This is a genomic window from Sphingobium sp. B1D7B, assembly GCF_025961965.1.
Taxonomy (GTDB): Bacteria; Pseudomonadota; Alphaproteobacteria; order Sphingomonadales; family Sphingomonadaceae; genus Sphingobium.
This window is the reverse complement of record NZ_JAOQOR010000002.1, coordinates 18,471-44,205: the sequence shown is the minus strand read 5'-3', so window position 1 is coordinate 44,205 and position 25,735 is coordinate 18,471. Positions and strand designations below refer to the sequence as shown.

The window sequence follows — 25,735 nt, the reverse complement described above, 5'->3', positions numbered from 1 at the left end:
GCCCCGTCAGGCCTGCGCCGGACCGATCCAGACAGTCTTGATGTTGGTGAATTCGCGCATCCCTACGATGCCCAGTTCGCGGCCATATCCAGAGCGTTTGACGCCCCCAAACGGAAGCCGCGGATCAGACGCAACGATTCCGTTGACGAACACTGCCCCCGCATCGATGCGGCGCACGATGGTCCGCGCTCTCGCCAAGTCCGAAGTCCAGAGGGACGCACCAAGACCGAATTCCGTCTCGTTGGCGAGCCGGATGGCGGTCTCAACATCAGGCACGCGCAGAATGGCGGCTACCGGCCCGAAAGTCTCTTCGCGTGCGGCGGTCATTGTGCTCGTCACATGGTCGATGATTGTGGGAGCGTAATAAAAGCCCGGTCGATCAACCGGCGTACCGCCAACCACTACGACGCCCCCCTCTCCACGGGTCGCCTCGACCTGGCGATGCAGTTCATCGCGAAGATTCTGGCGAGCCATGGGGCCGATCTGCGTCGTGCGATCAAAGGGATCGCCGACCACGAGCGCCTCTACGTGCCGCTTGAAGGCCTCGACGAAGGCGTCTGCGACACTGTCTTCGACGATGAAGCGCTTGGCATTGACGCAGCTCTGACCTACGTTGATGTAACGCGCCTTTACGGCCATAGCCGCCGCCTGCTCAATGTCGGCGTCGGACAGGACGATGAACGGATCGGAACCGCCCAGTTCGAGCACCTGCTTTTTGAGCGCCTGCCCGGCCTGAGCCGCCACGATCGTCCCAACATGCGTCGATCCAGTGAGCGTAACGGCAGCAATCCGATCGTCTGCGATCAAATCTGCGACGGCGCCCGGCGGTATGAGAAGGACCTCGGCGAGCCCATCCGGCGCCCCAGCGGCAGCCAGCACTTCCTTGATCGCTTCCGCACACTGGGGGACGTTATTGGCATGTTTGAGAACGGCGCCGTTGCCAGCTGCGAACGCAGGCGCCGCAAATCGGAAGAACTGCCAGAAAGGATAGTTCCACGGCATAATCGCAAGCACGACGCCCAGCGGATCATAACTGATCATGCTTTGAGTGGCATTTGATTGCACGGCTTCATCAGCGAGATAGGCTGCGGCATTCTCTGCGTAGAAATCGCAGTTCTTAGCGCATTTTTCGACCTCCTCCTCGGCCTCGACGACGGGCTTACCGACCTCAAACACGATTAGTTGCGCATATCGCGCCAGATTGGCGCGCAGGACGGTCGCGATTCGCCGAAGAAGCGCGACACGATCAACGACCTCCAATGCCCGCCAGCTACGCTGCGCCGCCACCGCTCGATCAAGCGCCGTATCAATGAAGGTGGCGTCATGGTCTTCGAAACGAGCGAGCTCTTCACCCGTCGCAGGATTGATTGAAAGTTGCATGCGAGATCCTAAAGCGGCGAGCCGCGCATTGGTATTTTTTGAACAAAATAGACCTATTTTGATGTTTGGTATTGCGCAAGCAAAAAATACCAGACATTGAAAGTTATGCGTCAGTCGACCCTCTCCGCCCAATTAGCCGCGCAGCTGACGGAGCAAATTGCTTCGGGTGTGCTCAAGCCGGGCGATCGCGTCACCGAGCGCGCCTTAGCTGACCAGCTGCGGGTTTCTCGCTCGCCAGTGCGGGGGGCGCTCGCTCTCCTGCGCGAGAAAGGCATTGTTGAAGATGCCGAAGATGGCGGGGCTCGAATTGCGCAATCGAAGTCCACCCTGACCGTCGGAGAGACCATTGCTTTCGACGATGATGAACAGGTCTATTTTCGAATTGCCGATGATCGTTTAAATGGGGCCCTGCCTGAGAGGGTCACGGAAAGCGAGTTGCTGCGCCGATACCCGGTCACCCGGGGCAAACTCGGCCATATTCTCGGAAGGATGGTCGAGGAGGGCTGGATTGAGCGCCTCCCAGGCAATGGATGGGAATTCCTTCCGACTCTCACCTCGCTCGAAGCCTATGATGACAGTTTCAGGTTTCGGTTATTGATCGAGCCGGCAGCTATTCTAGAACCGCGATTTCAACTCAATCGATCAGGTCTCGAGCATGTCCGTCAACAGCAGATGTGGCTTATCGACGGAGCCATCTACGATGTGAACGATGTCACTCTCTTTGAGCTAAACACCGGCCTTCATCAGGCAATCGCAGCCTGTAGCCGGAACACCTTTTTTATCGACTCTCTAAAGAGGATTGATCGGCTCAGACGGCTAATTGACTATAAGCAAATGCTGGATCGGGATACAGCGAAGGGGCGATGCAGAGAGCACGTCCATATGGTTGATCTACTTTGTCAAGGGAAGCGGCAGGAAGCCTCGGCTTTTATGCATCATCACCTTGCCAGCCTGCCTAAGCTGAAGGAGCAGGCGCGCACTGGTTCTGAAAAGACCCCGAAGCAATAAGTACATCTTTAGGGTCGCCGATTTCTCAATGGATGGGCCCGGCCAGGCGGCTACGGCCCAAGTTCCTTCTATAAAAGATGCATCAGTGTAAGGCTGGAGCGTCTGCTTCAGCCGAAAGCCGTCATTCGAGCGGAGAGCCGGGGACGACGGCTTCGTCCTAAGTGTAGTCGCTCGCCACAGCACGCTAGTTCGGTGAACGAAGGGCGGATTTTAGGAAGCCGGTTCGGGCGGTTCAATGGCCGCTTTGTTGGCGGCAGCTGCCTTAACGGGCAGAACGCACGAAGTTCTGGCTGACCTGCTGCCCAGACCGGACCAATCTTCGCACATCAGGAAGCCGGGAGGCTTCGTATAGCTTGAGCGCGGCGCTCGGGTCGGCCTGCAGCGCCGCAGCGTTGAGAAACCGCGCTAGGGTCAGCGCATCGTCCGCTGCCGTTGCAAAGCCATTGCCAGTCATTGGCGTGCAGACATGTGCGGCGTCGCCAACCAGGCAAACCCGCCCGGAGACGAGCCGGTCCGGAAAATACTCCACTACGGGGGTACCCAGCAGCGCCTTGCGCGCGATACATTCCAGAATCGCGTCTCGCCAGGGAGATGGCCAATGCAGGCGCGCCAACTCTGCCAGCTCTTCGAACAATTCGTCCGGCATGTCATTCGCGCGCAGTGAATGACGCACCAGATTGCCATCGACTGCACCTGTCTTGCGCAGGATTGCATTGTGTCCGGCGTCGTACCAGCCCCATCCCACCCGGCGGCGACCGCGCTCCGGACTGCCGTCGGCGGCGGTCAGCGGAAAACCCAGAAGCACATATGGACCGGAGTCCAGAAATTCGAGATTGGGTGGATAGCGGACGGAAAGCGCTGCCTCTTCGGCAAAGCCGACCCAGGCAAGATAGTCCGCGAAGACGGCATCTGGACGCTCCGGGCTGATATGCCGCCGAACGACACTCTGATAGCCATCGGCACCGACCAGCACCGCACCTTCGAACCGTCGACTGTCGGAGGTTATCGCCCAGCCATGCCCCTCTTCCTGTCCTGCCGTTTTGACGCGGGCGTTCTGCAGAACAAGGATGCCGGCCTCGTCCGCCGCAGCGCGCAAACCTCGATAGACCGATTGCCATGCCTGGACGCCGGTTGCGAGCATACCAGGCGCGTGACGGCGCCCCGTTAATTGCTCAAGCAATCCATAGCCAACCTGGAGCGCAGCGCCGGTCCGGTCGGTGTCGGTCGAGCGCTCCAGCAGGGTGATGGAGAAGCCATGCTGCGAAAGTGCGAGGCCGGTCATGAGGCCCGCGAGTGAGCCCCCGACGATAAGAATGTCGCTGACGCGCTCCGGACTGGACGACATCAGTTTTTCGGGGTGACCCAGACCTCGATGGGGGCGACAAACTTGCCCGGTGCCGGTTTACCGACGTGGACGCGATCGGCCGTCACCAATTCGCCAGTCTCCAGATTGAAGCTGGCCCAGGGCCTCGGCATGCGGCCGAAGGTCATTTTCTGGATTGGTTGGCCTGTGGCCGAGTTCATGATGGTTGCGACGACACTCATGGGCAAGGCGATAGCCACCACGACATGCATCGGTCCAGCCAGAATGTGCCTCGTACTCGACCATAGGCTTCGTCAGAGCGTGGGCGCCCCTCGGCTCTTGCGTACGGCTACTGAATGAAAGGCAGCTATCGGGGATGCTCGATCTCGTGATCGAACGTCGTAAATGTTGGCGAAAGCCTCATGCAGCCTCACAGGACAGGCTTACTGGTAGCGAATTTTTAACGACATCCTCTTCCTGGACCAATGTGAGCGCAGTCAAGCCCCTCTCCGTGTCAACTCAGGCTCGGTCACGGCTACGAGAGGTTGAAGCAGGTGCGGTGGCTTAAGAAAAGCCAGAATACCAGCTCCCATGAAGCACAGTGCCGAAACAACATACAATACAGGAACAAAGGTGCCGGTAAGATCGTAGCAATAGCCTGAAGCAACCGGCGCGAGGGCCCCAAAGGCGGCGGAGAATGCGGAGCCGAACCCGAAGACGAATGGCGCTGCTCGCGCGCCAAACCAGTTACCGAACACCATGACGATCGCGAGGATGGAAGTGTGCGCCCCGATGCCCAGAAAGGCAACTGCGGGATAGAGAAGTGCGAGCGACTTGGCACCGGCGAACAAAGCCATGCCGGAGCCCTGAAAGACGAGCCCCGCGATGAAGATTTTGCGGGGATCCACCCGATCTGCAATGAACCCGATCATCAAATGAGCCGCGAACCCTGCGCCTACGGATAGTGAGATCAATCGGGCGGCAAGCGCTGTCGAAAAGCCAAGATCGCGCATATGCAGCACGCCCTGCGCCAGAAAGATCGTGAACGCCGCGCTGACGCCGATGGAACATATCAAAAGCGCCCAGAACACCCCCGAGCGGAGAACATCGCGTGGCAGCCAGTCTTCCTGGGTCAGATGGACCCTGGCGGCCGCCGCTGCCGCGACCGGCGCTGCTTCATGATCCTGAACAGAGGCATCACCGTCCGGATTTTGATCCAGATCCACGGGCGCTTCGACGACAAAACGCCAGCAGACGACAACCGCGATGGCCGCAAGGGCTGCGATAAGCCACCACCCGTTCCGCCACGATCCTGTTTCTGCGACGACGCCCTCCAGCAGGGGCGCCGCGATCATCCCCGCGATCGAGCTACCCGAGAGAACAAGGCCCATAGCAAGGGCACGCCGACGGTAGAACCATCGCGTGACCGATGCCTGTATCGTAATTGGGCCGGCAATCGCATTTGCCGATCCAATAACGAGGCCAGCGATCATGATTAACATCCAGGAGGTGGTGACGATGGTCGCCATCGCTACAGCCCCGATCACGAGGCCGATGTTGCCGAGCACCAGCGTTGTGCGAATTCCTGCGTTATCGATGAGCTTAGCGACAAGGGGTCCTGGCAACCCCGTCATGAGCATAAACAGCGCAAAGGCCGAGCCTTGCGTCGCGCGATTGAGTTGCAGCTCATCTCCCATGTGGACGTTGAGAATGCTCAGCCCATAGGTGGAGAGGGCATAGTTGATCGCCAGAGCGAACCAGAGGACTGCCGCCAGCTTCCAGCCATAAAAGGGACGATCTGCAGTCTTAATGGTCATGGCGGTTCCCCATGTGTTTCCGAAGCTCGATCTCTTTGGCGTCGGCCGTGTGCCCCAGGCATTGGTGCTTTAGGCAGGTCATCCACCTTCATTCCGACTCAAGGCGCGCGCACGGCCAGCAACCCAGTTGCGAAGCGCATCAGATCGACATTTGGAGCCGTCCGGATCTGTCTCGACGGAAGGCACCGCTGAGAGTATCTGCGCGAAGCGCTTCTCCAGCCCCTCCCTCACCTCCGGATACGGAATGATGTAGGCTGCGTTCGCCCGGATCCCCTCCAGAATGGTCTGTGCCAACTGGTCCGGGTCCATGCCGTGCTGGTGGATCGACTGAAGGGAAGCAATGGCCTGCGCGTCTTCGACATAACCGCTCGCGGCCAGATGGGCGGGCCTGAGCTTGCTGGCTTCCGCAATGTTGCTATTAATGTTGGCCGGAGTGCAGACCGAGACACCAATGTCGTACTTCGCCAAGCCCTGCCTGTAGCCTTCCATCAGGTTGATCGTCGCGGCCTTTGCCGCTGCATAGGGGCCTGCCAAAGCACTGCCTTGAAAGCCACCTATGGACGAGACAGTCACAATATGCCCCGGTCTTCCGGAAGCGATCATGCGCGGAATGAAGGTCACACAACCGTTGACGACGCCGCCCAGATTAACGCCGATGAGCCAATCGAAATCGTCGAAAGTGGTATGCTCGATAGGACCGAAACTGTTTACGCCTGCCGTGTTAGAAACGATCGTCGGTGGCATGCCGAACACGGCCTCGACCTCGTCTGCCGCCTTCGCGTAGGCAGTTCGGTCCATGATATCGAATTGAAGGCCGTGAACCTCGATCCCTTCGGCCTTGAGCTTAGCGACCGCTCGGCCGATGGCATCGGACCGGATGTCTGCGATGCATATCTTGGCACCGGCCCGGCCAAACACGCGCGCCTGGCCCAAGCCAGCGCCCGATGCCCCCCCCGTAATGAATGCCAATTGCCCGCTCAGGTCACGCATCAAACGTCCAATTGCTTTGATGCGCATCCCGACCCCTGCCTCATAGGCAGGAGGGCACGGTTCCAGGACTTTGACTCAGGCAAAAGCTGCAATTGCCCTGCTTTCTCCATCTCCCCATCCGGAGCGGATACCGAAAGGCAGGCTGGTGCCGACGGCCAACACCGTATCGATCAAACCGTTGCGTACCTTGAAGGCTTCAAATGCCAGAACGGAATTGGGCTCGGGCCAAGGCAGAACGCCGTCAACGCCGACCTTGTCATTGGGGTGATCGAAAAGCAGGTGACACAGGACGATGCCGCGTTCCACATCGACTACCAGATATCGTCTGGCGCGTAGCCCCTCAATGTATGAGTAATAGCCCCGGCTAATCTGGTCGGCGACCGACAGCGCCCGATAGGCCTTTTCGCCGGTCATCTCCTTGGCGTCGCCGCCGGCGTCCCGCCCACCGTTCACATAACGGAGCGCGTCGTCTTTAACGGGAACGATCGCGCCATTGCTGCGCTCGATACCGTCGAAATATAGGCTCGCGGTTTCGATGAGTTGCTCGCGCGACACGCGCTCGCTCTCAGGGATCACGTCATGAAAATCGTCCGTGCCCTTGGCGACGGACTCACAATTGAAAAATTCCCCTGCCCCGCGGTTGGAAAGGGCCTCGATCTCGCTGATGAGCGTGCCCTCGATCTTGAGGCGTATGCAGACCATGACCTGACGGTTCGCTTCTTCAGCAATACCCCAGAACTCTATTTGTCCGGTCTTTACGTCGACGAAATAATGGTCGTCCTTCCAGAAGGATTTGACGGTTCGGCTCATCCCGGCACCGATCGGCAATTCCACCGTATTCTCGGTGTGCCGGAGGTTGGGCGCGAACTCGACCGGCCGAAAATCCTTGGTCACGACCGCTTCAAGATACCGTTTCATAATCTCGATGAGGCGCTGTCGTTCCAGTTCGTTTTCGCGGTTCGCCATCAATCATACTCCAGTAAAATGTTGAGTTGGAGGGTCGCGCCCGAACGCACCCAAATTAGATTTCGTGGAACAGCCGCGATTGTCCTGCGGGAAATCTGGAAGAAGCGACCAACGCCGATAACGTTGTACAGCCAACCCAGCGTCGTCTCATCGACCATGGCTCAGATACAGGAACGGCGAGACTGCTCACGCTTGCGCCTCTGCTTTTTCCTTGTCCATGAGCGCTTGCATGATGCGCCGTCCCATGACGGCGGTCTGGTCGCTCTTGATCATAAGTTCCTTGGGGAGCTCCGCCTCCCCCATGCGCCGCACGATCTTCTCGATCTCGATCGTCGCGAGCAGATCCTCATCCAGGACCTTCTTGATGATTACTTTGGTTCGGTCGATCTGTTTGAGGTCCGAAACGGTCATCGCGAAGAAATAGAGGCTGGTATACATGGTGGAAGGCGTCACCGCGTGCCACACCCGCCCCTTGCTCAGATACTCCCCGGCCCGCTCATGCCCTTCGGAGACCTGAAAGTCGCCGAGGCCCGCGTGGAACCCGGGCGCATAGAAATCCATGCCGTTGATGCGATCAATCTTTCCACGATATTCCGTGATCTCCATCAGCACCGGCGTCATGTCAGTATTGGGCATGATACGGCGACTGGACAGCCGCCTTTCATTCACGTCGCGAACCTCTGGCGTCTCTGCATCCGTCGTGGTCCCAATCGAGGTGCCATGGAGATAGCTGAGGTGAGACAGGTCGAGCAAATTGTCGTTCAGCAGCTGGTAGCGACCGTCCACCTCCATCGTCTCAAACGGATATGGAATGAGGCCGGGAATTTCGAAGTCGATTTCCTCAAGCGTCGGGATCAGACTTTCGTCGGCTTTCTCCGGATCTCCCATCCAGATCCAGGCCCACAGACCGCGCTCGACGAGCGGATAAGTGGGGATGGAGTAGACACCCGGAACGTTGCTTTGGCTCGGCACGAAAGTGCATTTGCCTGCCGAATTGAACGTAATCCCGTGATAGCCGCACTGGACGGCGTCCCCGACGCGTTGGCTCTTGCCCAGCGGAAAATGCCGGTGCGGACATCGCCCGTGGATCGCGACCGCCGCGCCGTTCTCCTTACGGTAGAGCACGACCGGGACATTCAGAATCCAACGTTCGAGCAACTCTTCGCCGATATCCTTTATGAACGAGGCGACATACCAGCCATTGCGAGGAGCATAGCTGCCGGGCGTAAACGGATACATGTCTCGACCTCCGGGACGACTGACTTTCGTCCGATCAGCGGACGAGTGAACTGCAATATTTCGAAATCGCGGGACGTGCGGATCATGAACGAATGACCCGCACGCCTTCTATCTTGAAAATGGCGGGCGTTTAGAAATTGAAGCCTGCGCGCACCCCGTAAGTGAGCGGATCGCCCGGCACGACGGCCATTGCGCCCGCAATGTATGTTTGCGCAGTCAGCAACACGTTATTTTCCAGGTTGCGGCCATAGGCCTGGAGATACCAGCGATCGCCAGGCGCATGGTAGGTCGCCTGAACCTCGGTGCGCGTGTAGGCGGGCTGGCGCCACTGAATACCTGAGCTGTAGCTGCTCACGACATAGGAATCGCTGATCTTGGTGCGCGCGCCGAGGTCGAGCGACCCGGCATCACCGAGCGGCAGGGTGTAGGTGTAGCCGACGGTGACGCTCGCGCCGGGAGAACGGTCCAGCGGCTTACCGGCGAAGTCGGGTCCGCTGGGTCCTTGTGGCATGTAAGAGCGGAATTTCGCATCGAGAAACGATGCCATAAGATCGAAGCGATTGCGTGGCGAAGGCCGAAGAGTCGCCTCCGCTTCGACGCCGAAGACCTTGGCCTTACCAGCGTTCTGGATCAGCAGCGTCGGCGCGCCGCCGATGAAGGCCGTGCTGTTCAGCTGCAGATTCCGGTAGTCATAATAGAAGGTCGACAGCGAGTAGCGAACCGCATTGTCCGCGAACCAGCCCTTGATGCCACCTTCGTAGGAGGTGATCTCCTCGGGCTGATAGATGAGTACACTCGCAGGCAATGGCTGATTGCAGGCGCGGCCACCGATCACGGAACCGGCAAGACATCCGTCGTTGAACCCGCCAGACTTGTATCCGGTCGCAACGCTGGCGAACAGCATGGTGCGGTCATCGAGGTCGAAGTCCGCGCCGACCCGCCACGTCAGTTTGGAAAAATCGACGGACGTGCCGCTGACCAGCACCGTATCAGGAAGGCCAGTGATCTGGAAAATCACGTTGCCCTGCTGCGATTTCTTGTCGTGCGTGTAGCGCAGTCCGCCAGTCAGGCGGAGCCGATCCGTGACGCTGTAGGTCGCCTGCCCGAACGCCGCGTAGGACGTCGCCTTGGTCGGGCCATAGTCCAGAATGAAATGGTCGAAGCCGTAATAATTGGGCTGGTCATAATACTGCATCGAGTGCTCGTTGAAGTACATGAGCCCCGCCTGAAGCTTCAGGCCAGATACGTCATTGAGGGCAAGGCGGAACTCATGCGAGTTCTGCTCATATTTTTGCGTTGTAAGCGTCGGGCTGACACCACCAAGGTAGTCGGTGGTCTTCTCGTCCACGTCGAGACGGCGATAGGATCCGAGATAGGTCGCGGTTACCGGCCCCAAATTCCAGCTCAACTCGCCCATCACGCCATACACCGCATTGTTCACATAAGGATCGAACGCCTGATTGAAGCCGCGACGAAGCCGCTGATCCGCCGAACCATCCGCGACATAAAGACGATTTGTTGGATCGCCATTGACCGGCGCAAAGAAGTTATCGCCTAAAACGTTGAACTGCGTAATGCCGCGCATGTTCGAATAGTCGCCGACAAGCAGAAGGCTCACGTCGTCATTGAAGTCGAACTTCCCGGAGAGCCGAATGGACCGATTGTCTTTGAACGGGTTATCCTTGAAGCTGTCGGTCGGCGCCTTGATGATGAAGGTGTCGCGCCGATCGAGCTGTCCGGACAAGCGGAAAGCGATGCCTTCCGCCACCGGCACGTTGATCGCGGCGTCGGCCTGGATGGTGTCGTAATTGCCATAACCGACATTTCCGGTGACTTCGAATTTGTCAGTCGGCCGCTTGGTGATGACGTTAATCACGCCCGCCGTGCTGTTACGGCCGTAGAGCGTGCCTTGCGGGCCGCGCAGAACTTCCACACGCTCGACATCGAAGAAGCTGGTTTCCTGCGCTTGCGGTCGTGCAATGTAGATCCCATCGAGAAGGAAACTGGCCGAGGGGTCACCTTTTGCGGTCGTGTCAGTGTTGCTGACGCCGCGGATCGTGATCTGCAGCCCGTAATAGCGATTGATCTCAAGGCTCGGCACTTCATTTGCAAGACCGAGTGGATTGGTGACGCCCGTCTTGAGCAGGGCGTCGCCGCCGATGGCGGTAATGGACAAGGGAGTCTTGGACGCCAGCGACGGATCGCGCGTCGCGGTGACGATGATGTCATCTCGCGCTGTCGCCTTATCGGGCGCGGTCTGCGCATGTGCAACGGTCGCCAGGGAGACAGCCAGGAGGCACCCACCGGTCCGTAAAGCCTTGTGGACGCTCGCTCGATACTTGGTCAGCGCTTCTTTCCTGAAATGGCCGTCATCCGTAGAAGCCATTGCTGCGCGAAGATCACGTGAAGATGCCATTGTTTTCCCCTTTTCCTCAAAACTTCCCGTATTCTATAAAATTCTCCCGTCTAAGAGATGTCGATCGCAGATCTTGGAGATCCCTCGCCCCATCCACTCGCACTGCCATATGGAACGGAATAACAAATCGCCCACACCGCATCGACAGACTTAGATTTTACTTTGAATATTTCGAACGCCACCATGCTGTTGGGCGTGCCGAATGGGACAGAACCGTTCGGCCCCGGCAGATCACCGGGGTGATCGAACAGCACATGAGCCAGAACAAACCCTCGCTCCTCATCGATGAGGGGGAAGCGGCGGGCGCGCAGCCCCTCGATATAGGCGTAGTGCCCCCCGCTGATCTGGTCTCTCACCGAGAGGGCACGATGCTCATGCCCCTCACCCAGCGCGCTGACATCGGCGACCGTATCTTCAGCGCCGTTCACGAGCCGCTGACAGTCGCCCTTCACAGGCACCATGGAACCGTCATTGTGCTCGATTGCGTCGAAGTAGCGGTTGGCAATCTCGATGAGTTCCTCTCGCGAGGAGCGCTGGTCCGCGGGGATGATTTCGTGAAATCCCGGATCCTCTTTCAGGATGACGTCCGGAAAATAATAAGGTTCGGTATTACCCACACGGAGCGTTTCAATCTCGCTGATCAGCAGGCCGTTGACCCGCAGGCGGACTCCGTAGATAGCTTCGCCAGCATCCTCCACGACAACGCCCCAATGCTCGACCTGACCGGTGGCGACATCGACGAAATACTGGCCACCAGGCCGCTTGGAACGAATCGTGCGGACCATGCCTGCACCGAGCGGAAGAGCGACGCCGTTCTCCGTGTGCTTGAAATTCGCTGCCAATTTGAGGCCACTGAAATTCCGCGCAAGCACGGCCGCCAGATAGTCATCCATGATCGAAATGAGGCGCTGGCGCTCTTTTCCTCGGTTAACGAAGGACATCGTTAAATTCTCTCCACTCGCGAAAGTAGGTGGCGGCCGCCAAAACCTGGCGGCGCGGGCAATCGTCCACCGGGCTCATGTGATCGAACTGGCCACGGATGAAGCTTCAAGTTCGCAGGGCGCTGTCAGCGCTTAATTGTTACGTTGACCGAGCTACCACGCACAATGCTGCCTCCCTGCTTTGGCTGGACGCTGATCGGCAGGTTGCCGCGCGAAAAAGCCACGCTTTCAGCGCATTCTTGCTCTTAATCAGCGTCGCAACGAATCCGAAATTTCGTTCTGTATGGAACTATTTATTCGGCCCATTTGGAACCATGTCAATAAGGAAGTTGTCATGGAACTATGACCGGGCGCGTTTTTTTCAGTCCGGTTTTTCCGTGCGGGCAGGCAGGATCAAACATGGTTTGAGACTGGAGGTTCGAGCATGGGATACGGCTCGCGCGCACCTGTGAGCAGGGACTCTTCGCTTTTCAGGGTAGAAGCAGCTACGGCCGATCGCGGTAGATCAACCCTAACCCTCTATCCTCGAATTTTGAGCTTCTCCGATCATCGCAACGCCGGTGCATCCAAGAAGTCGCGCACTGTTCGCGATCTTCATGATCTCGTCGGCGGCGCTTTCAATTTCCCATCCATGAGGAGGGCGGATATTGGAGATGCAGTTTCGTTCGCTGTCGAGGCGACCGCGCTTGGGTCGCCAGGTGAGATAGGCACTGAGGCTGTCTGCTGCGCTCAAACCGGGGCGTTCGCCGATCAACATCACTACTAAGTCTGCGCCCAGCGCTTCACCAATTTCGTCCCCAAGCGCTACACGGGCTTGATGCGCGATCACGATGGGTCCTACGGACCAGCGCTTGGCCTTTTCGATGACGGCGCCGGCGAGCTCTACCGCATGTGCTTTGACAGCAGTCGCGGATAACCCGTCAGCAAGAACGATGGCCATTGAGCACTGCAGACCGGCAAGAAGAGGTAGATCATCAGGATGAAGCGTCCGTCCCAGATCCGGGCGCATCAAATAGGTGGCGCGATCAGGAGCAGCACTGCGAACCTGAATGACCGGCCGCCCGCACAATATTACGCCGAACGTGGCAGGATCAAGCGGGGCATGCACGGCATCACGTGCGCGCGCATGAGCCAACTGAAAATCGAGCATGGCGGCTGTAGGCACTGCACTACCCACGCGCCCGATAGCCACACGCGCCGTCGTAAAGGCGCGCAGGCGCTGCTGGAGAGACGGCCGTATCGGCAGGTCAGTCATAAAGAGCTTCCAGCGCCGGTACGGAGGCCTTGCCAAGAATGTTGCCGTTGGCCGCAATCCGGCCTGCCTCATCGACAAGGCCACGCTCGCACAGCCAGGCTTCGAACTCGGGGGCTGGCCGCAAGCCGAGTACTTGTCTCAGATAAAGAGCATCGTGAAAGCTGGTGGATTGATAGCCGAGCATGACATCGTCTGCTCCCGGTATCCCCATGATAAAGCTGACGCCGGCCACGCCAAGAACGGTGGCAATCACATCCATGTCATCCTGATCCGCTTCGGCATGGTTCGTGTAGCAAATGTCCAGGCCCATCGGCAGTCCGAGCAATTTGCCGCAGAAATGATCCTCCAGAGCCGCCCGCAGAATTTGCTTCCCGTCATACAGATATTCAGGTCCAATGAAGCCAACGACCGAGTTCACCAGCAGCGGGCGATACTGCCGCGCGACTTCATAGGCCCGGCATTCGAGTGTCTGCTGGTCGACGCCGTGATGAGAATCGGAGGACAGGCAAGAGCCCTGTCCAGTCTCGAAATACATCACGTCCGTACCGATGGTGCCTCTGCCGAGCGACAGCGTTGCGTCCCACGCTTCGCGCAGCAAGCCGAGGGAAATGCCGAAGCCCCGGTTGGCCGCCTCTGTCCCGGCAATAGACTGGAAACAGAGATCGAGAGGCGCCCCGCGCCCGATCAACTCGAGGGAGTTGGTGACATGCGTCAGGACGCAGCTTTGTGTCGGGATCTCCAGCCCCAGCCGAATCTCGTCCAGCATACAGAGCAGCACGCCGATGTTCTCGACATCGTCGCCGGCGGGATTGATGCCAATCACGGCATCGCCGGACCCCAACATCAGACCGTCGAGAATGGACGCCGCCACGCCTTTGGGATCGTCGGTAGGATGGTTGGGCTGCAGCCGCACCGAGAGCCGTTTGGGTAGGCCGATCGTGTTACGAAATCTCGTGACGACCTCGATTTTCTGAGCGACCGAGACCAAGTCCTGATTTCGCATCAGCTTGGAGACTGCCGCAACCATCTCCGGCGTCAGGCCGCGTGAAACGGCAGTGATCGCAGAGCCATCTGTACGGTCGTCGAGCAGCCATTCGCGAAAAGCCCCAACCGTCAAATGGCTAATGGGCGAAAATGCATCTGCGTCGTGAGTGTCGATGATCAGGCGGCTCACCTCGTCTGTTTCATAGGGTACGACGAGGTCATTCAGAAACGTCGACAGCGGGAGGTTTGAAAGTGCCCAACGCGCCGCGACCCGCCGTTCCGATGTCTCGGCCGCCACGCCCGCTAGTACGTCGCCCGAACGCAGAGCGGTCGCGTTCGCCAGCAATTGCGCGAGGCTTCCAAACCTGTAGCGTGTACCGGAAATGTCGGCATGGTAGCTCATCTCAATCCCCCGAGCATTTTGCCACTAGTCACCCTCTCATGCGCGGTTCTAGGCCCGCAACCCTCGCGGTCTCGGATGCGCGGCAACAGCTGCAACTCATGTCAATAATTTGACGGTTCCATTTGGAACTTGTCAACCCATCTGTTCTGGTTCACCGGTCGTAGGCAATGGACAGCAGAGCCATGCCGGGGCGCAGCACCGATTTATCTCGTCGGAGCAATTTGCCCCTCAGGCGATCTAAAATCAGGAAACAGGCTTGCGGCCTTTACGGCTCGCACTCCGGTTGGCAAACAAGCAGCCGTATTATGTTGGAAAAACGGGGGAACTAAGGATGGCCTCAAATGGTCACCCAAAAAAGTCTTCGAGTAGCCGCGACAAAAAATCAAAGCCACGCGTGCCGGGAGAGTTGCTAAGGCGAATGCAGACGGAGCATGGGGGCTTCTTCGGCTTCCGCATGATTGTTGCGGGTAATTTCTTTAGCAATGAGCCTCACGCACAGATTTTTTCCGAGTTCGGCCTTCTTGAGGACGATCTCAATGTCCTTGCGAATCTGAGAGACTGGGGAGGTATGACGGCACAGGTCATCTGTACCCTTACTGGTCGCCCTAAAAACAGTATCCACCGTGCGGTGGTCAGGCTGACCGAAAGAGGCGCGATTATCTCGACGATCGATACTGGAGATCGCCGTCGGGCCATACTGACGATCACCGATTCAGGCCGAGAGTTGTTCGCCAAGGCGACCAAGCCGTTTTGGGAGCAGGAAAAGAAGATGTTCGGCTGCCTGAGTAAGCGTGAGACCGAGCAACTCGACAAGCTCCTGCTGAAAATCCTGAAGAACTGGTCCAACGAGTTCATCGAGGAATGAGCGCGGTCGAGGACCGTTCAGGCTAGCTTTCTCGCTGTCCGCCCGGCACCCAGAGCACGTCGCTTGTGCCGTTGGCATTGAGTTTTCGTGCCAGAACAAACAGGAGATCAGAGAGCCTGTTAAGATACTTTGCCGCCTGAGGATTGATTGCTGCGTCGCGCGCCGCGGAAACGAGGCTCCGCTCGGCGCGCCGCGCCACCGAGCGGGCGACGTGTACTCGGGCAGCCGCCTCGAGTCCTCCGGGCAAGATGAAGCTGCGCAGGGGTTCTAGGTCAGTGTTGAGGCGATCGATTTCGCGTTCCAGCCGGCCGACCTGCGATGGAACGATACGAAGCGCCAAGTCCGACGGTGAAAAATCATCGCCGGGCGTGGCGATGTCGGCACCAAGGTCGAAAAGGTCATTCTGAACGGATGCCAGAAGTCGGACATCTTGGCTATCCAGTGCAGTCATCGCCAGACCGAGCAGGCTGTTGAGTTCGTCAACGTCGCCAATCGCGATCATCCGCGGATGATCCTTCCGAACGCGCGATCCGTCTACCAGACCTGTGCTCCCATCGTCGCCCGTGCGCGTATAGATGCAGTTCAATTTCACCATCTGGCTGCTCCCTTCGTTCTGTGATGGATCGCGTCCGATCTCTTCAGCGCGGAAAATGTGTGAGGATGGCTCTTCCATCATTGCCGGGAGCCCAACCAAATTCGACGTCGAATACAGGGCCAAGCACCTCCGGTGTGAGGACGCCTTCAGCCCGCCCGCTCGCAACAACTTTGCCCTCGGACAAGAGCAATGCATCGTCGCAATAACGGGCGGCGATCGAGAGATCGTGCAGGACGACGACGACGCCCACGTTTTGCGCGGTTCCGTTTCGCAAATGCGCCATCAGATTGTGACGATGAACGATATCGAGTGCCGCAAGTGGCTCGTCAGCCAGAATCCAGGCAGGTTCGCCCGCGAGGACGCGCGCCAGCATGACGCGAGCGCGCTCGCCGCCCGAAAGACTGCCTACGAGACGATCGGCAAGAGAGTGTAGATCGAGCCTGTTCATGGCCTGCTCGATCGCGCGTCGACCTGCTGGCGCGTTTGCGTCGCCGTAAGGAAAACGTCCAAGCCGAACGAGGGCCCGCACCGCAATGTTCCAGTGGAGCGGCGCGTCCTGCGGCAAGTAGCCGATACGACGCGCACGTTCGCGTGCAGGAAGATCTGCAAGCGCCGCGCCGTCTAGAAATAGATGGCCACGATCGGGCCGACGGAGGCCGGCGAGACAGGCAAGCAATGTCGATTTTCCAGCACCGTTCGGTCCGACGATCGCCGTGAGGCGTCCGGGATGCAGGACCAGGTCAATCCCCGCAAGCAAGGTTTTTGCCCCGGCGCTGGCGCCCAGCTTATCAATGGCGAGCATCAGGCAAAATCCTTCCGCAGGCGCACGAGCAGCGAGAAAAAGAACGGTGCACCGATGATTGCCATCGCAACGCCCAGCCGCAACTCCCCTGCGCCAGGCACCAGCCTGACGAGACTGTCAGCAGCGAGAACGAGCAGCGCGCCACCCAGAGCACTTGGCACAAGCAGCTGCGAGGGCTGGGCGCCAAACCACGGCCGTAACAGATGCGGTACGATAAGACCGACGAAGCCGACAATCCCGGTCACCGCAACCGATCCGCCGACAATGAGCGCCAGTGCGACTGCAAGCCTCGCCTGCAGCCGGCGCAAATCAAGGCCCAGCGAGCGGGCAACTGGCTCTCCCAGGGTCAATACGTCAAGCGCCCGGGCCTGTGTCAGCAGCAATGCCATACCCGCAACGATGAGCGGACCCGCGATCGTCAGCTCGATCCAGCCTCGATCGGTCAGCGCTCCCATCAACCAGGTCATGATTTGCGAGGTTGCAAAGGGGTTCGGCGACAGTGTGATGAGCAGCGCAACCAGCGCTCCGGCCAATGAGGATAGCACCGTGCCAGCTAGGATGAAGGCAACCGCGCTGGCGCTGGCGCCAGCGAGGAGAGCGAGCAATAGGACGGCCGCGCCAGCGCCAGCCATAGCGCAAGCCGCTACCATGTGGATCGAAGCGCCAAATCCAAGGAAGATGGCGCAAACCGCCCCCAGAGCCGCCATGGCGGAAATCCCCAGAATGGCAGGATCGGCCAGCGGATTTCGCGTGTAGCCCTGCAGGGCCGCGCCAGACAGGCCAAGACCTGCGCCGATGACCAGCGCAAGGAGAGCGCGAGGCAAGCGCAGGTCAATCATGATGACACTGCGGGGATCGCCGACCGCCAAACCCCAGAGGGGTACCCAGACCTTGCCCGCGACGAGCGACAAGATCACGGCCAGCCCGACAGCGAGGGAAAGCACCGCCAGCTTGGCGACGCGGCTCACGCCTCGGCCTCACGGCGGATCGCGGCGAGACGGCGAGCTGCCTCGATAAGATTGGGTCCAGCACATTGCAGCAGACGATCCGGGAAATGCGCCACACGCAGGCCCGGCGCCTTGGCCAGCAGACCCGTCTCTCCGTCCTCGGTCAGAAGGAGCCGGGGCGGACGAGCGATCAGCGGTTCCAGCGGAAGGATATCCCACATCGCAAGGCCATAGCCAGCACTGGCGTTGCGAAACCCGGTGCGTGCGAGCAATTCTGCGACGAGCGTGCCCTCCCCTGGCACCAGTCCGCCGCCCATGCGGATCAACGTTGGCAGAGGCTTTTGTCCAGGTCTCGGCGCGGCAGCGGCCAGCGCCGCATCAATCCGCGCCACCAGGGCCCGGCCGCGCGCCTCATGCCCCACGGCGCGGGCCACGGCGATCACCTGCGCACGGCTCTCCTCGATTGTCGATGGCACGTCCACCTGTTCAATGTGGATGCCGACCGATCCGATAGCGCGCCGGGTGGCAGGCGCGACATGAGCACCGAGCAGCACGACGTCGGGCTGCAGCGCAATGACTTCTTCAGCCGTTTCGCTATTGGCCGGATAACGTCGCGCCAGGCCGAGTGGAAGGGAGGTGGCGCGCGGATCATGGCTATAATGGCTGATCGAGAGGATTTGCGCGGGGTCTGCCACCTGCACAAGGATCGCGTCGATGCACGGATTGAGGGACATGACTCGCGGCGGGCCTTCGTGCGACACAGGAGCCAGGGTGCCGCTTCCGCAGCTGGCGAGCGCCAGCATGACCAGAGGCGCCAGCATCCTCACAAGGTCACGCGCAGGCCGCCATAGACCGCTCGACCATAAGTTCCGTAGCCATAAGCCGTCTCATACATGCGATCGAAGGCGTTCTCCACACGGCCAAACAGCTCGAACCGCTCACTCAAGGCCCAAGCAGCACGTAGATCGGCCAGTACATAACTGTCCAGCGTGCCGGTGGGCGAAGTGCGATCGACTGCGGCACTGGCATAACGCAGGCTTATGCCGGTCGAGAAACCGGAGACCCACGCCTTATCGAGCGAGGCCGACAAGCCATGGACCGGTCGCCGCGGCAGATGGTGCTCGGCTTGGTCGCGGGTATCGAGCAGACTGTAGGCCAGTTGCAGATCGAGCCCGTCGACCGGGGCGAAGCGTGCCTCCAGCTCAAGGCCGGTCGTGCTGGTGCGGGCAAGGTTGACATAGCGGAACGTCGAACCGTCATAATCGATCTGCCGGCGCGTCCTGCGCTTGAAGACTGTGAGGGCGAGTTGGCCCCGCCCCCCGAAAAGCCGTCGATCGAATCCCACATCGAAACTGTCCGACCGCTCCGGAGCCAAGGCCGCATTGCCACTATATGCATCATAGAGCTGGTAGAGGGACGGCGCGCGAAAGCCCTGACCGAATGCAGCCCGCAGTCGGGTCTGATCGTCCAGACCCAAATTGGCATTTGCTCCGAAGGTCGTGACGCCCCCGAACTGGCTATGGGCATCATGCCGCACGCCGCCGGTGAGCGAAAGTCGCTGAAGCGGTTTGAGCATGAACATTGCGTAGCCGCTGTCGGTTCTGGCTGCATGTCGCTCTTCAGACCCGAAACCGTAGAAGCGATATACAGGCACGTCGTGTGTATAACCCATCAGCAGATCAGCTGAGGCGCCAAGCGCCACCTTGCCGCGATAATCGAGGCGCCATACCGCACCGCGATAACCGAAATCCGGGGCAGCCCCCGCTATGAAGCGATAGTCGCGACTATTGGCCAGATAGGTTACGGCGAACCGGCTAATGAGGCGCCCATCGAAGCTTGATGCATTGACGCCTGCATGGCCGGTGAACTGCCGGAACCGGCTCTCGTCGGTACTGTCTGCGGGCTCGCCGAAAAAGCTGTCATAATCGAGCGTCGCATCGATGCCATATCCACGCAGATCGAGGCTGAGTCCGTCGCTGATCGGGACTTCAATCCGGGCATGGGCCGTCCAGTTCTCCAGCGCGTCTCGCTCCGTTGCGCCGAAGCGTGGGGCCGCGCTGGAAATACCGTCGGTGCGCAGGTGCACTATGCCGGCATCGGCTCGAAGATCGCCGCGGCGCCAGCCAATGTCGGCAACGCTCTGCACCGTGGCGGCATATCCCCCTTCAACCGAGACGCGTGCAGATAGCCCCTCGGGCGCATCGGGATCCCGCGTGGTGAGATTAACCACGCCTCCTATTGCAGACGAGCCATAAGCAATGGCGTTTGAACCGCGCATCACCTCTGCTCCGCGAATGTTGCCGACCAGCAGATTGCCGAAATCGGCAGCGTCGCTGGTGCTGCTAGGATCGTTGACGCGCACACCATCAAGCAGGACGAGCGTCTGACCCGTTTCTGCCCCACGCAGCGACACACCGGATACCGAACCAAGACTGCCATTGGTCGTGGCCCGCACAGAGGGCAAACGGGCAAGGAGATCTGTCACGCTGCGTGCCTGGCTAATCTCGATGGTCGCCGCGTCAATGACCGTGATTGCCTGCCCACTTTCATCGCGGTCCTGTGGTGTTCCCGTGGCAGTTATCACGAGGATTTGGTTCTGCTGGGCCTGACCTTGCGCCTCCGCCGGCGCGCCTGCCATCAACGCGAGACCTAATCCGAAAAAGCCTGTCCCTTTCATTCGGCCAACCCCTGCCATACGGCATCGGCCAGCCTGCAAGGCCAGCGCTGCCATTTCCTGCGTCGTCACGCGAGGGTTTCAGCCTCGATCGACCGGCACTTCCCGACCGGCGAAGGACAAACTGTCAGCGGGCAGGTCTCCTGGCTCCCGGGTTAACGCCTTCGCACCGCCTTCCCACGATTGGCCTCGCAGTGGCATGTTGGCGCTCGGCTCGCCGGTTACAGTTGCGGGTACAGCGCCGGACTTGCACCGGACTTCCCTTTCGCGCCTCGCTCCCACGAGGGCCCGCGACAGATCCTGATTAAATCGACGCCCGTCGCGCCGTCAAGGATTTAGTTCCATATGGAACTTACCTGACGCCTGGGGCAGCTCACAGCGTTTCAAGTTGGACGATATCGTTTTGAATTATGTAGTGCGATGAGAGATCGTCGCCGCAGAAATGCCGAACATCCCTTGCCCTCATCTGGTCGAGTTGACCGCCTTCTCGCCTTCCCCCGTGACTTGGGAACATCAGCCCAAGGTCGGCTTACGACCAGATCAAGTCGTTCGGAATTCTGGTCGCGAATGACTCCTCTAGGCGGAAGCAACCGATCCGGCCGATCCCGCGCCGATTTTCTACTCAATCACTAAGCGACTAAGGCAATGACATGCTCGATTTCGGCGAAGACATCGGTTTCGCGTTGTCGACGACAACGAAACAACGAAAACCAAAAGTTTCCGTCTTTTTAGATGGTTAGGCCACCTTCGCCGTTTTCTGACAGACACCCAGTTTTCGATTGAACAGCGCATGAGATTCCCGTCCTCTTCGTCATTAATCCGGATATATCCGGCGGTCGCATGAACTGCCGTTGTTGCGAGTTATTCGCAATCTGCTAATGCCTTCTGGTAATGTCTACCAATGCAACCGCCCTGACGCGCCTGCTGCTGACCGAACGCCTCTCGCTCCTGCGCTTGGCTCAGCGGATTGTCGGCACAGCACCGGCGGCGGAAGACGTAACACAATCGCTTTGGCTTCGCATTCAACGGATCGGCGACGATCCGCCGATCCTCAACAAGCGCGCTTATCTCTACCGGCTCGCCACAAACCTGGCTGTGGATCATGTAAGCAATGAAGCGCGACGCGCGACCGTGCATGAAGAAGCGCAGGCGCTATTATGGGGGACCGATCATGCACTCGCAGCGGACCGTGTCGTCATCGCCAACGAGGCGCTACGTCGAATCGAGATCGCAGCAAACGGGTTGCCGGAGCAGACCCGTCGCATTTTCGAATTGCATCGCTATGAGGGGCTGACACAGCGCGCCGTAGCCGACCGCCTGGGCATTTCGACGACAACGGTGGAGAAGCACATGCGCCGGGCTATGCAGATGCTCGCGAAGGCCCGCGACGGCAGTTCATGATTTCCTTCTGCGTGCGGGTTAGGCAACAGGCTTGTTCGACAGTCTTAGATGTACACCGGCCATCACGCCGGCGACGGGTGAGTTGCTGATTGGATGGAAACATCGAAGAAAAGAGAGACTGCTATCGCCGAACGCGCGCGTGCGTGGGTGCTCCGCCTTGCTTCCGGCGAAACTGACGCTGTCGATCTGGATGCGCTCAAGGCATGGCTCGCAAGTGATCCCGCGCACGCCATCGCCTTCGAGCGCGAGCGAGGCTTCTGGCAGGATCTGGAGGCGCACCGCGCCCTGTTCAGCCGGCCCGCTTCGGCGCGCTCCCGGCAAGCGGAAGGGGTTTCGCGCCGGCGCTGGAGTCGGCCCGTTGCGAGACGCGCTCTGGCATCCGCAATCGCGGCTTCGCTCGTCGCCATCGTTACAGGCCCCTCCCTGCTGATTCATCTTCGCGCCGATCATCTGACCGGGACGGGTGAAGTCCGCACCGTCATTCTGCCGGACAGGTCAACGGCGGTGCTCGATACCGGATCAGCAATCGCGGTCCGTTATGCCGATGGCGAGCGGCGGATCGAACTGCTGCGCGGCCGTGCTTGGTTCAACGTCTCGCATGCCGATGCCCGGCCGTTCCGCGTCGAGGCGCTGGGAGGCGTGGCGCAGGATATCGGCACGGCCTTCGAGGTGGCGCAAGGGGATGAAGGTGCATCAGTGTCCGTCAGCGAGGGCGCGGTTGGAGTGACCGCGGCTGGCGGCCAGGTGCCGCTGATCCTGCATGCCGGTACACAGATCAGATATCGGAATGGTGTGATGCAGAGGCTCGCCAGCGCCGCGCCCGACCGGATCGCGGCCTGGCGCAACGGGGAACTGCTCATCGACGATGTACCCCTGCGCGAAGCAATCGGCAGGATCGCTCGCTATCGAAGCGGCCCGACGCTCCTGTGGGCGGATACAGCGGAGAGCCTAAGGGTAAGCGGCGTGTTCCGCACCGATCGGCCAGACGATGCGCTCCAGTCGCTGGTAGCCGGCGCGGGATTGCGACTGCTCCGGCTCCCTGCCGGAACCGTCATCATCCGTTGATTTGAAAAAATTGGAATGGAGGGGGTTGGGCATTTGAGGCCGAGGCCGGTCATAGCAATGCCGGGAGATGCAACTGCGTCGCAACGGCATTAAGGCGCCGCGCAGGGCGGCGCCATCGTCCGGGGGACTTATGCTTCGCTCGCAGTTCGTTACACGTTTCGGTCTTCAATGCCTGCTCTCCACCAGCGCCGCCGTGCTCGCCCTTGCCCACCCTGCGGCCGTTTCGGCTCAGAGTGCGGGGAGCGTGTCCCAGCGTAGCTTCGACATCCCTGCCCTGCCGCTCAACGAAGCCTTGCGCCTGTTCATGCAGCAGTCCGGCATTCAGATTTCCTACGCCAGCAGCGACGGTGCGAACATCCGGACCAGCGCGATCAAAGGCAGTTTCGCGCCGGCTGCGGCGCTGAGCCAGCTGCTCGCCGGAACCGGCCTGACCTACCGCTTCACGGCACCGACCTCGGCCATTCTCGAACCGGCCCCTTCCGCAGAGAATGGCGCGGTGCGGCTTGGCCCCGTGCGCGTTGAAGGCGCCGGTGGTTCAGGCGGTCTGATCGCGAGTGGCAATTCGGATATGCTGGCCTCCGAAAGCACCCGTTCCTACACACCGCGCGGCGCCATCACCTCCTCCAAGCTTCCACTGACCTTGCGCGAGACACCGCAGTCCGTGTCCGTTGTGACCCGGCAACAGATCGAGGACCGTAACTTCATCACGATCGACGAGGCCATCGAGTCCTCGACAGGGATGACCGCGCAGGCGGCCAACCTGGGTTCGCTGACCTTCTACTCGCGCGGCTTTTCCATGGGATCGGCGCAAATTGACGGGGTGATGGGCGCAGGCGGCGGCACGGGTGGCTATGCGCCAAATGTTGCCATGTTCGATCGTGTCGAGATCATGCGTGGCGCGGCGGGTCTTGTCGCAGGGCAAGGCAATCCCGGCGGTGTTGTCAATCTGGTGCGCAAACGGCCGCTGAAAGAAGCCCGCTACGGCTTCGTAGCCCATGCGGGCAGCTGGAACCAGTTTCGCGGTGAAGCGGATATCAGTCTGCCGGTAACGGACTGGCTGCGCGTGCGTACCATTGCAGCTTATGAGGACCGTGAGTCCTACATTGACCTTGTCCACATCAAGCGCCCGCTGGTCTACGGCATCGTTGAAGCGGATGTAACGCCTACAACGCTCCTCTCCTTCGGTGCCAGTTATGAGGAGAATAATACGGATGGTTTTGTCGGTGGTGGCCTGCCCTGGCTTTCCGACGGCCGGGATTCTCGCCTTCCTCGTTCGTCGCGCGGGATCGCGCCGGGGTGGAACTATTTCGAAGTAAACGCGACCAATGCGTTCGGCAGTGTCGAGCAGCAACTGGGCGGCACCTGGAAAGCGAAAGCGCAGCTCAACTTTCAGCACTGGTTGCAGGACTATGTCGCGCCCAACTCCGCGGTTGTTGCACCCATCGATGTCATCACCGGCATTGGTTCGCGGCTGGGCAACGCCAGCACGAACGTCGCGACGATCACCAACATTGTCGCCGACACGGAAACGGTGTCAGGCGAGGCACAGACAGGCGGCGATGTAACCCTCTTCGGTCGCAACCATGAGATCGTGATGGGAGCAAGCTATTCCCGTCAGGTTTCCTATGGCAGACGTGAAGCGCGGGTTTCCATCAATGCCACCCCCCAGGTCTATGCTCAGGCAAATCCGTGGCTCTATTCCGAGCCCAGCTTCGGCCCTCTCATTCCTACCGGTTACTACAGCCGTGTGATTCAGGAAGGTGTCTGGGGCGTCGCCCGGCTGAACGTCGCCGATCCCCTGAAGATCATTCTCGGCGCTCGCCTCAGCAACTATCAATCCGGCACGAAGGCCAGCGCGACGGCGGCCTTCGTGAACCGCAAGCAGAAGGGCGTGTTCACACCTTATGGCGGCGTGACGCTCGATCTTTCGAGCAACTGGTCCACCTATGTGAGCTACGCGGAGATCTTTCGCGTGCAGAACAGCCTTTACCAGGCCGACGGGTCCATTCTGCCTCCGGTACGAGGCGCGAATTATGAGTTGGGCGCCAAGGGCGAATATTTCGATGGCAAGCTCAACCTTTCCCTCGCGCTGTTCCGCGTGGTCGAAACCAACCGTTCCCAGATTGACCCTGAAAATCCGCAGCCTTGTGCCGCCTCGCCCACGGCTGGGGCCTGCTATATTGCCGAAGGCAAGGTGCGTGGTCAGGGGTTCGAGACAGAAATTTCCGGGGAAGTCGTGCCGGGCCTCCAAGTCACGGCCGGCTACACCTACACCAAGAACATCTATCTGCGTGACCGCACGGCGACTGGCGCCCCAAGCGCCAATCAGGGCCAGGATTTCAGCACGATAACGCCGCGCCATCTCTTCCGGTTATGGGCGAACTATGACCTGCCCGGCTCGCTCCAAGGGCTGTCGATCGGTGCTGGCATCAATGCACAGAGCCGTACATCGAGCAACTATAGCGGTTACGACATCGTGCGGCAGAAAGGCTATGCACTTTTCAACGCGCGTATCGGCTACAGGCTGAACGATCATGCCTCGCTGGCGATCAACGCCAACAACATCTTCGACAAGACCTATTATCAACGACTGGGCGCCTGGAACAGCGGCAACCGCTATGGCGATCCGCGCTCCGTGCTGCTGGTTGGCCGGCTCACCTACTGATGATGCAGGCTGAGTGGCA

General features: G+C 59.8%; 21 protein-coding genes and 1 riboswitch. Of the genes, 5 read left to right on the top strand and 16 right to left on the bottom strand.

Features of this window, described 5'->3' with window-relative positions:
* Positions 1-6: 6 nt before the first annotated feature.
* Positions 7-1,380, bottom strand: a complete 1,374-nt coding sequence (locus M2336_RS17540; protein WP_264593302.1) for an NAD-dependent succinate-semialdehyde dehydrogenase — start codon at positions 1,378-1,380, stop codon at positions 7-9.
* A gap of 105 nt (positions 1,381-1,485) precedes the next feature.
* Between M2336_RS17540 and M2336_RS17535 the strand changes: the two genes are divergently transcribed.
* A complete protein-coding gene (locus M2336_RS17535; RefSeq protein ID WP_264593301.1) occupies positions 1,486-2,388 on the top strand; it encodes a GntR family transcriptional regulator in 903 nt (300 codons plus the stop codon).
* Positions 2,389-2,650: 262 nt separating this feature from the next.
* Here the strand turns inward: M2336_RS17535 and M2336_RS17530 are convergent, their stop codons facing one another.
* The 10 genes from M2336_RS17530 to M2336_RS17485 all read right to left on the bottom strand — a co-directional run bounded on the left by M2336_RS17530 (position 2,651) and on the right by M2336_RS17485 (position 14,702).
* A complete protein-coding gene (locus M2336_RS17530) occupies positions 2,651-3,733 on the bottom strand; it encodes an FAD-dependent monooxygenase (protein WP_264593300.1) in 1,083 nt (360 codons plus the stop codon).
* Positions 3,733-3,933 carry a hypothetical protein gene (locus tag M2336_RS17525; RefSeq protein ID WP_264593386.1) on the bottom strand — a complete coding sequence of 67 codons (201 nt, stop codon included), beginning with the start codon at positions 3,931-3,933 and terminating at the stop codon, positions 3,733-3,735. Before M2336_RS17525 ends, M2336_RS17530 begins: the two co-directional genes overlap by 1 nt.
* 255 nt (positions 3,934-4,188) lie before the next feature.
* On the bottom strand, positions 4,189-5,508 hold the full coding sequence (locus M2336_RS17520) for an MFS transporter (RefSeq protein ID WP_264593299.1): 1,320 nt from the start codon (positions 5,506-5,508) through the stop codon (positions 4,189-4,191).
* Positions 5,509-5,586: 78 nt separating this feature from the next.
* Positions 5,587-6,525, bottom strand: coding sequence for an SDR family NAD(P)-dependent oxidoreductase (locus tag M2336_RS17515; protein ID WP_264593298.1), 939 nt, complete (start codon positions 6,523-6,525; stop codon positions 5,587-5,589).
* A gap of 48 nt (positions 6,526-6,573) precedes the next feature.
* Positions 6,574-7,464, bottom strand: coding sequence for a hypothetical protein (locus M2336_RS17510; RefSeq protein ID WP_264593297.1), 891 nt, complete (start codon positions 7,462-7,464; stop codon positions 6,574-6,576).
* A gap of 186 nt (positions 7,465-7,650) precedes the next feature.
* Positions 7,651-8,703 (bottom strand): aromatic ring-hydroxylating dioxygenase subunit alpha, encoded by a 1,053-nt coding sequence (locus M2336_RS17505; protein ID WP_264593296.1) that lies wholly within the window; start codon positions 8,701-8,703, stop codon positions 7,651-7,653.
* A 130-nt stretch (positions 8,704-8,833) separates the two neighbouring features.
* Positions 8,834-11,119: a TonB-dependent receptor gene (locus tag M2336_RS17500; RefSeq protein ID WP_264593295.1), complete on the bottom strand. Its 2,286-nt coding sequence runs from the start codon at positions 11,117-11,119 to the stop codon at positions 8,834-8,836.
* 50 nt (positions 11,120-11,169) lie between these two features.
* Positions 11,170-12,060 (bottom strand): hypothetical protein, encoded by an 891-nt coding sequence (locus M2336_RS17495; protein WP_264593294.1) that lies wholly within the window; start codon positions 12,058-12,060, stop codon positions 11,170-11,172.
* Between the two features lie 511 nt (positions 12,061-12,571).
* The gene (eutC, locus tag M2336_RS17490) at positions 12,572-13,315 is read right to left on the bottom strand and encodes an ethanolamine ammonia-lyase subunit EutC (RefSeq protein ID WP_264593293.1); all 744 of its coding nucleotides are present in this window, start codon (positions 13,313-13,315) and stop codon (positions 12,572-12,574) included.
* Positions 13,308-14,702 carry an ethanolamine ammonia-lyase subunit EutB gene (locus M2336_RS17485; RefSeq protein WP_264593292.1) on the bottom strand — a complete coding sequence of 465 codons (1,395 nt, stop codon included), beginning with the start codon at positions 14,700-14,702 and terminating at the stop codon, positions 13,308-13,310. The genes eutC and M2336_RS17485 overlap by 8 nt, the downstream gene beginning before the upstream one ends.
* A gap of 418 nt (positions 14,703-15,120) precedes the next feature.
* Here M2336_RS17485 and M2336_RS17480 point away from each other — a divergent pair, with 418 nt between their 5' ends.
* The gene (locus M2336_RS17480) at positions 15,121-15,567 is read left to right on the top strand and encodes a MarR family winged helix-turn-helix transcriptional regulator (protein WP_264593291.1); all 447 of its coding nucleotides are present in this window, start codon (positions 15,121-15,123) and stop codon (positions 15,565-15,567) included.
* Positions 15,568-15,589: 22 nt separating this feature from the next.
* On the opposite strand, the gene M2336_RS17475 is transcribed toward M2336_RS17480, so the two are convergent.
* From M2336_RS17475 to M2336_RS17455, 5 genes are all read right to left on the bottom strand, one after another.
* Positions 15,590-16,162: a cob(I)yrinic acid a,c-diamide adenosyltransferase gene (locus tag M2336_RS17475; RefSeq protein ID WP_264593290.1), complete on the bottom strand. Its 573-nt coding sequence runs from the start codon at positions 16,160-16,162 to the stop codon at positions 15,590-15,592.
* Between the two features lie 43 nt (positions 16,163-16,205).
* Positions 16,206-16,964, bottom strand: coding sequence for an ABC transporter ATP-binding protein (locus tag M2336_RS17470; RefSeq protein ID WP_264593289.1), 759 nt, complete (start codon positions 16,962-16,964; stop codon positions 16,206-16,208).
* Positions 16,964-17,932: a FecCD family ABC transporter permease gene (locus M2336_RS17465; protein ID WP_264593288.1), complete on the bottom strand. Its 969-nt coding sequence runs from the start codon at positions 17,930-17,932 to the stop codon at positions 16,964-16,966. Before M2336_RS17465 ends, M2336_RS17470 begins: the two co-directional genes overlap by 1 nt.
* Positions 17,929-18,645, bottom strand: a complete 717-nt coding sequence (locus M2336_RS17460) for an ABC transporter substrate-binding protein (RefSeq protein WP_264593287.1) — start codon at positions 18,643-18,645, stop codon at positions 17,929-17,931. The genes M2336_RS17465 and M2336_RS17460 overlap by 4 nt, the downstream gene beginning before the upstream one ends.
* Positions 18,646-18,734: 89 nt before the next feature.
* Positions 18,735-20,549, bottom strand: a complete 1,815-nt coding sequence (locus M2336_RS17455; protein ID WP_264593286.1) for a TonB-dependent receptor plug domain-containing protein — start codon at positions 20,547-20,549, stop codon at positions 18,735-18,737.
* Between the two features lie 151 nt (positions 20,550-20,700).
* Positions 20,701-20,892, bottom strand: a riboswitch (cobalamin riboswitch).
* A 584-nt stretch (positions 20,893-21,476) separates the two neighbouring features.
* Here M2336_RS17455 and M2336_RS17450 point away from each other — a divergent pair.
* The 3 genes from M2336_RS17450 (at position 21,477) to M2336_RS17440 (ending at position 25,716) form a co-directional block, all read left to right on the top strand.
* A complete protein-coding gene (locus M2336_RS17450; RefSeq protein ID WP_264593285.1) occupies positions 21,477-21,986 on the top strand; it encodes a sigma-70 family RNA polymerase sigma factor in 510 nt (169 codons plus the stop codon).
* Between the two features lie 93 nt (positions 21,987-22,079).
* Positions 22,080-23,051 carry a FecR family protein gene (locus M2336_RS17445; RefSeq protein WP_264593284.1) on the top strand — a complete coding sequence of 324 codons (972 nt, stop codon included), beginning with the start codon at positions 22,080-22,082 and terminating at the stop codon, positions 23,049-23,051.
* A gap of 130 nt (positions 23,052-23,181) precedes the next feature.
* Positions 23,182-25,716, top strand: coding sequence for a TonB-dependent siderophore receptor (locus tag M2336_RS17440; protein WP_264593283.1), 2,535 nt, complete (start codon positions 23,182-23,184; stop codon positions 25,714-25,716).
* Positions 25,717-25,735 lie beyond the last annotated feature (19 nt).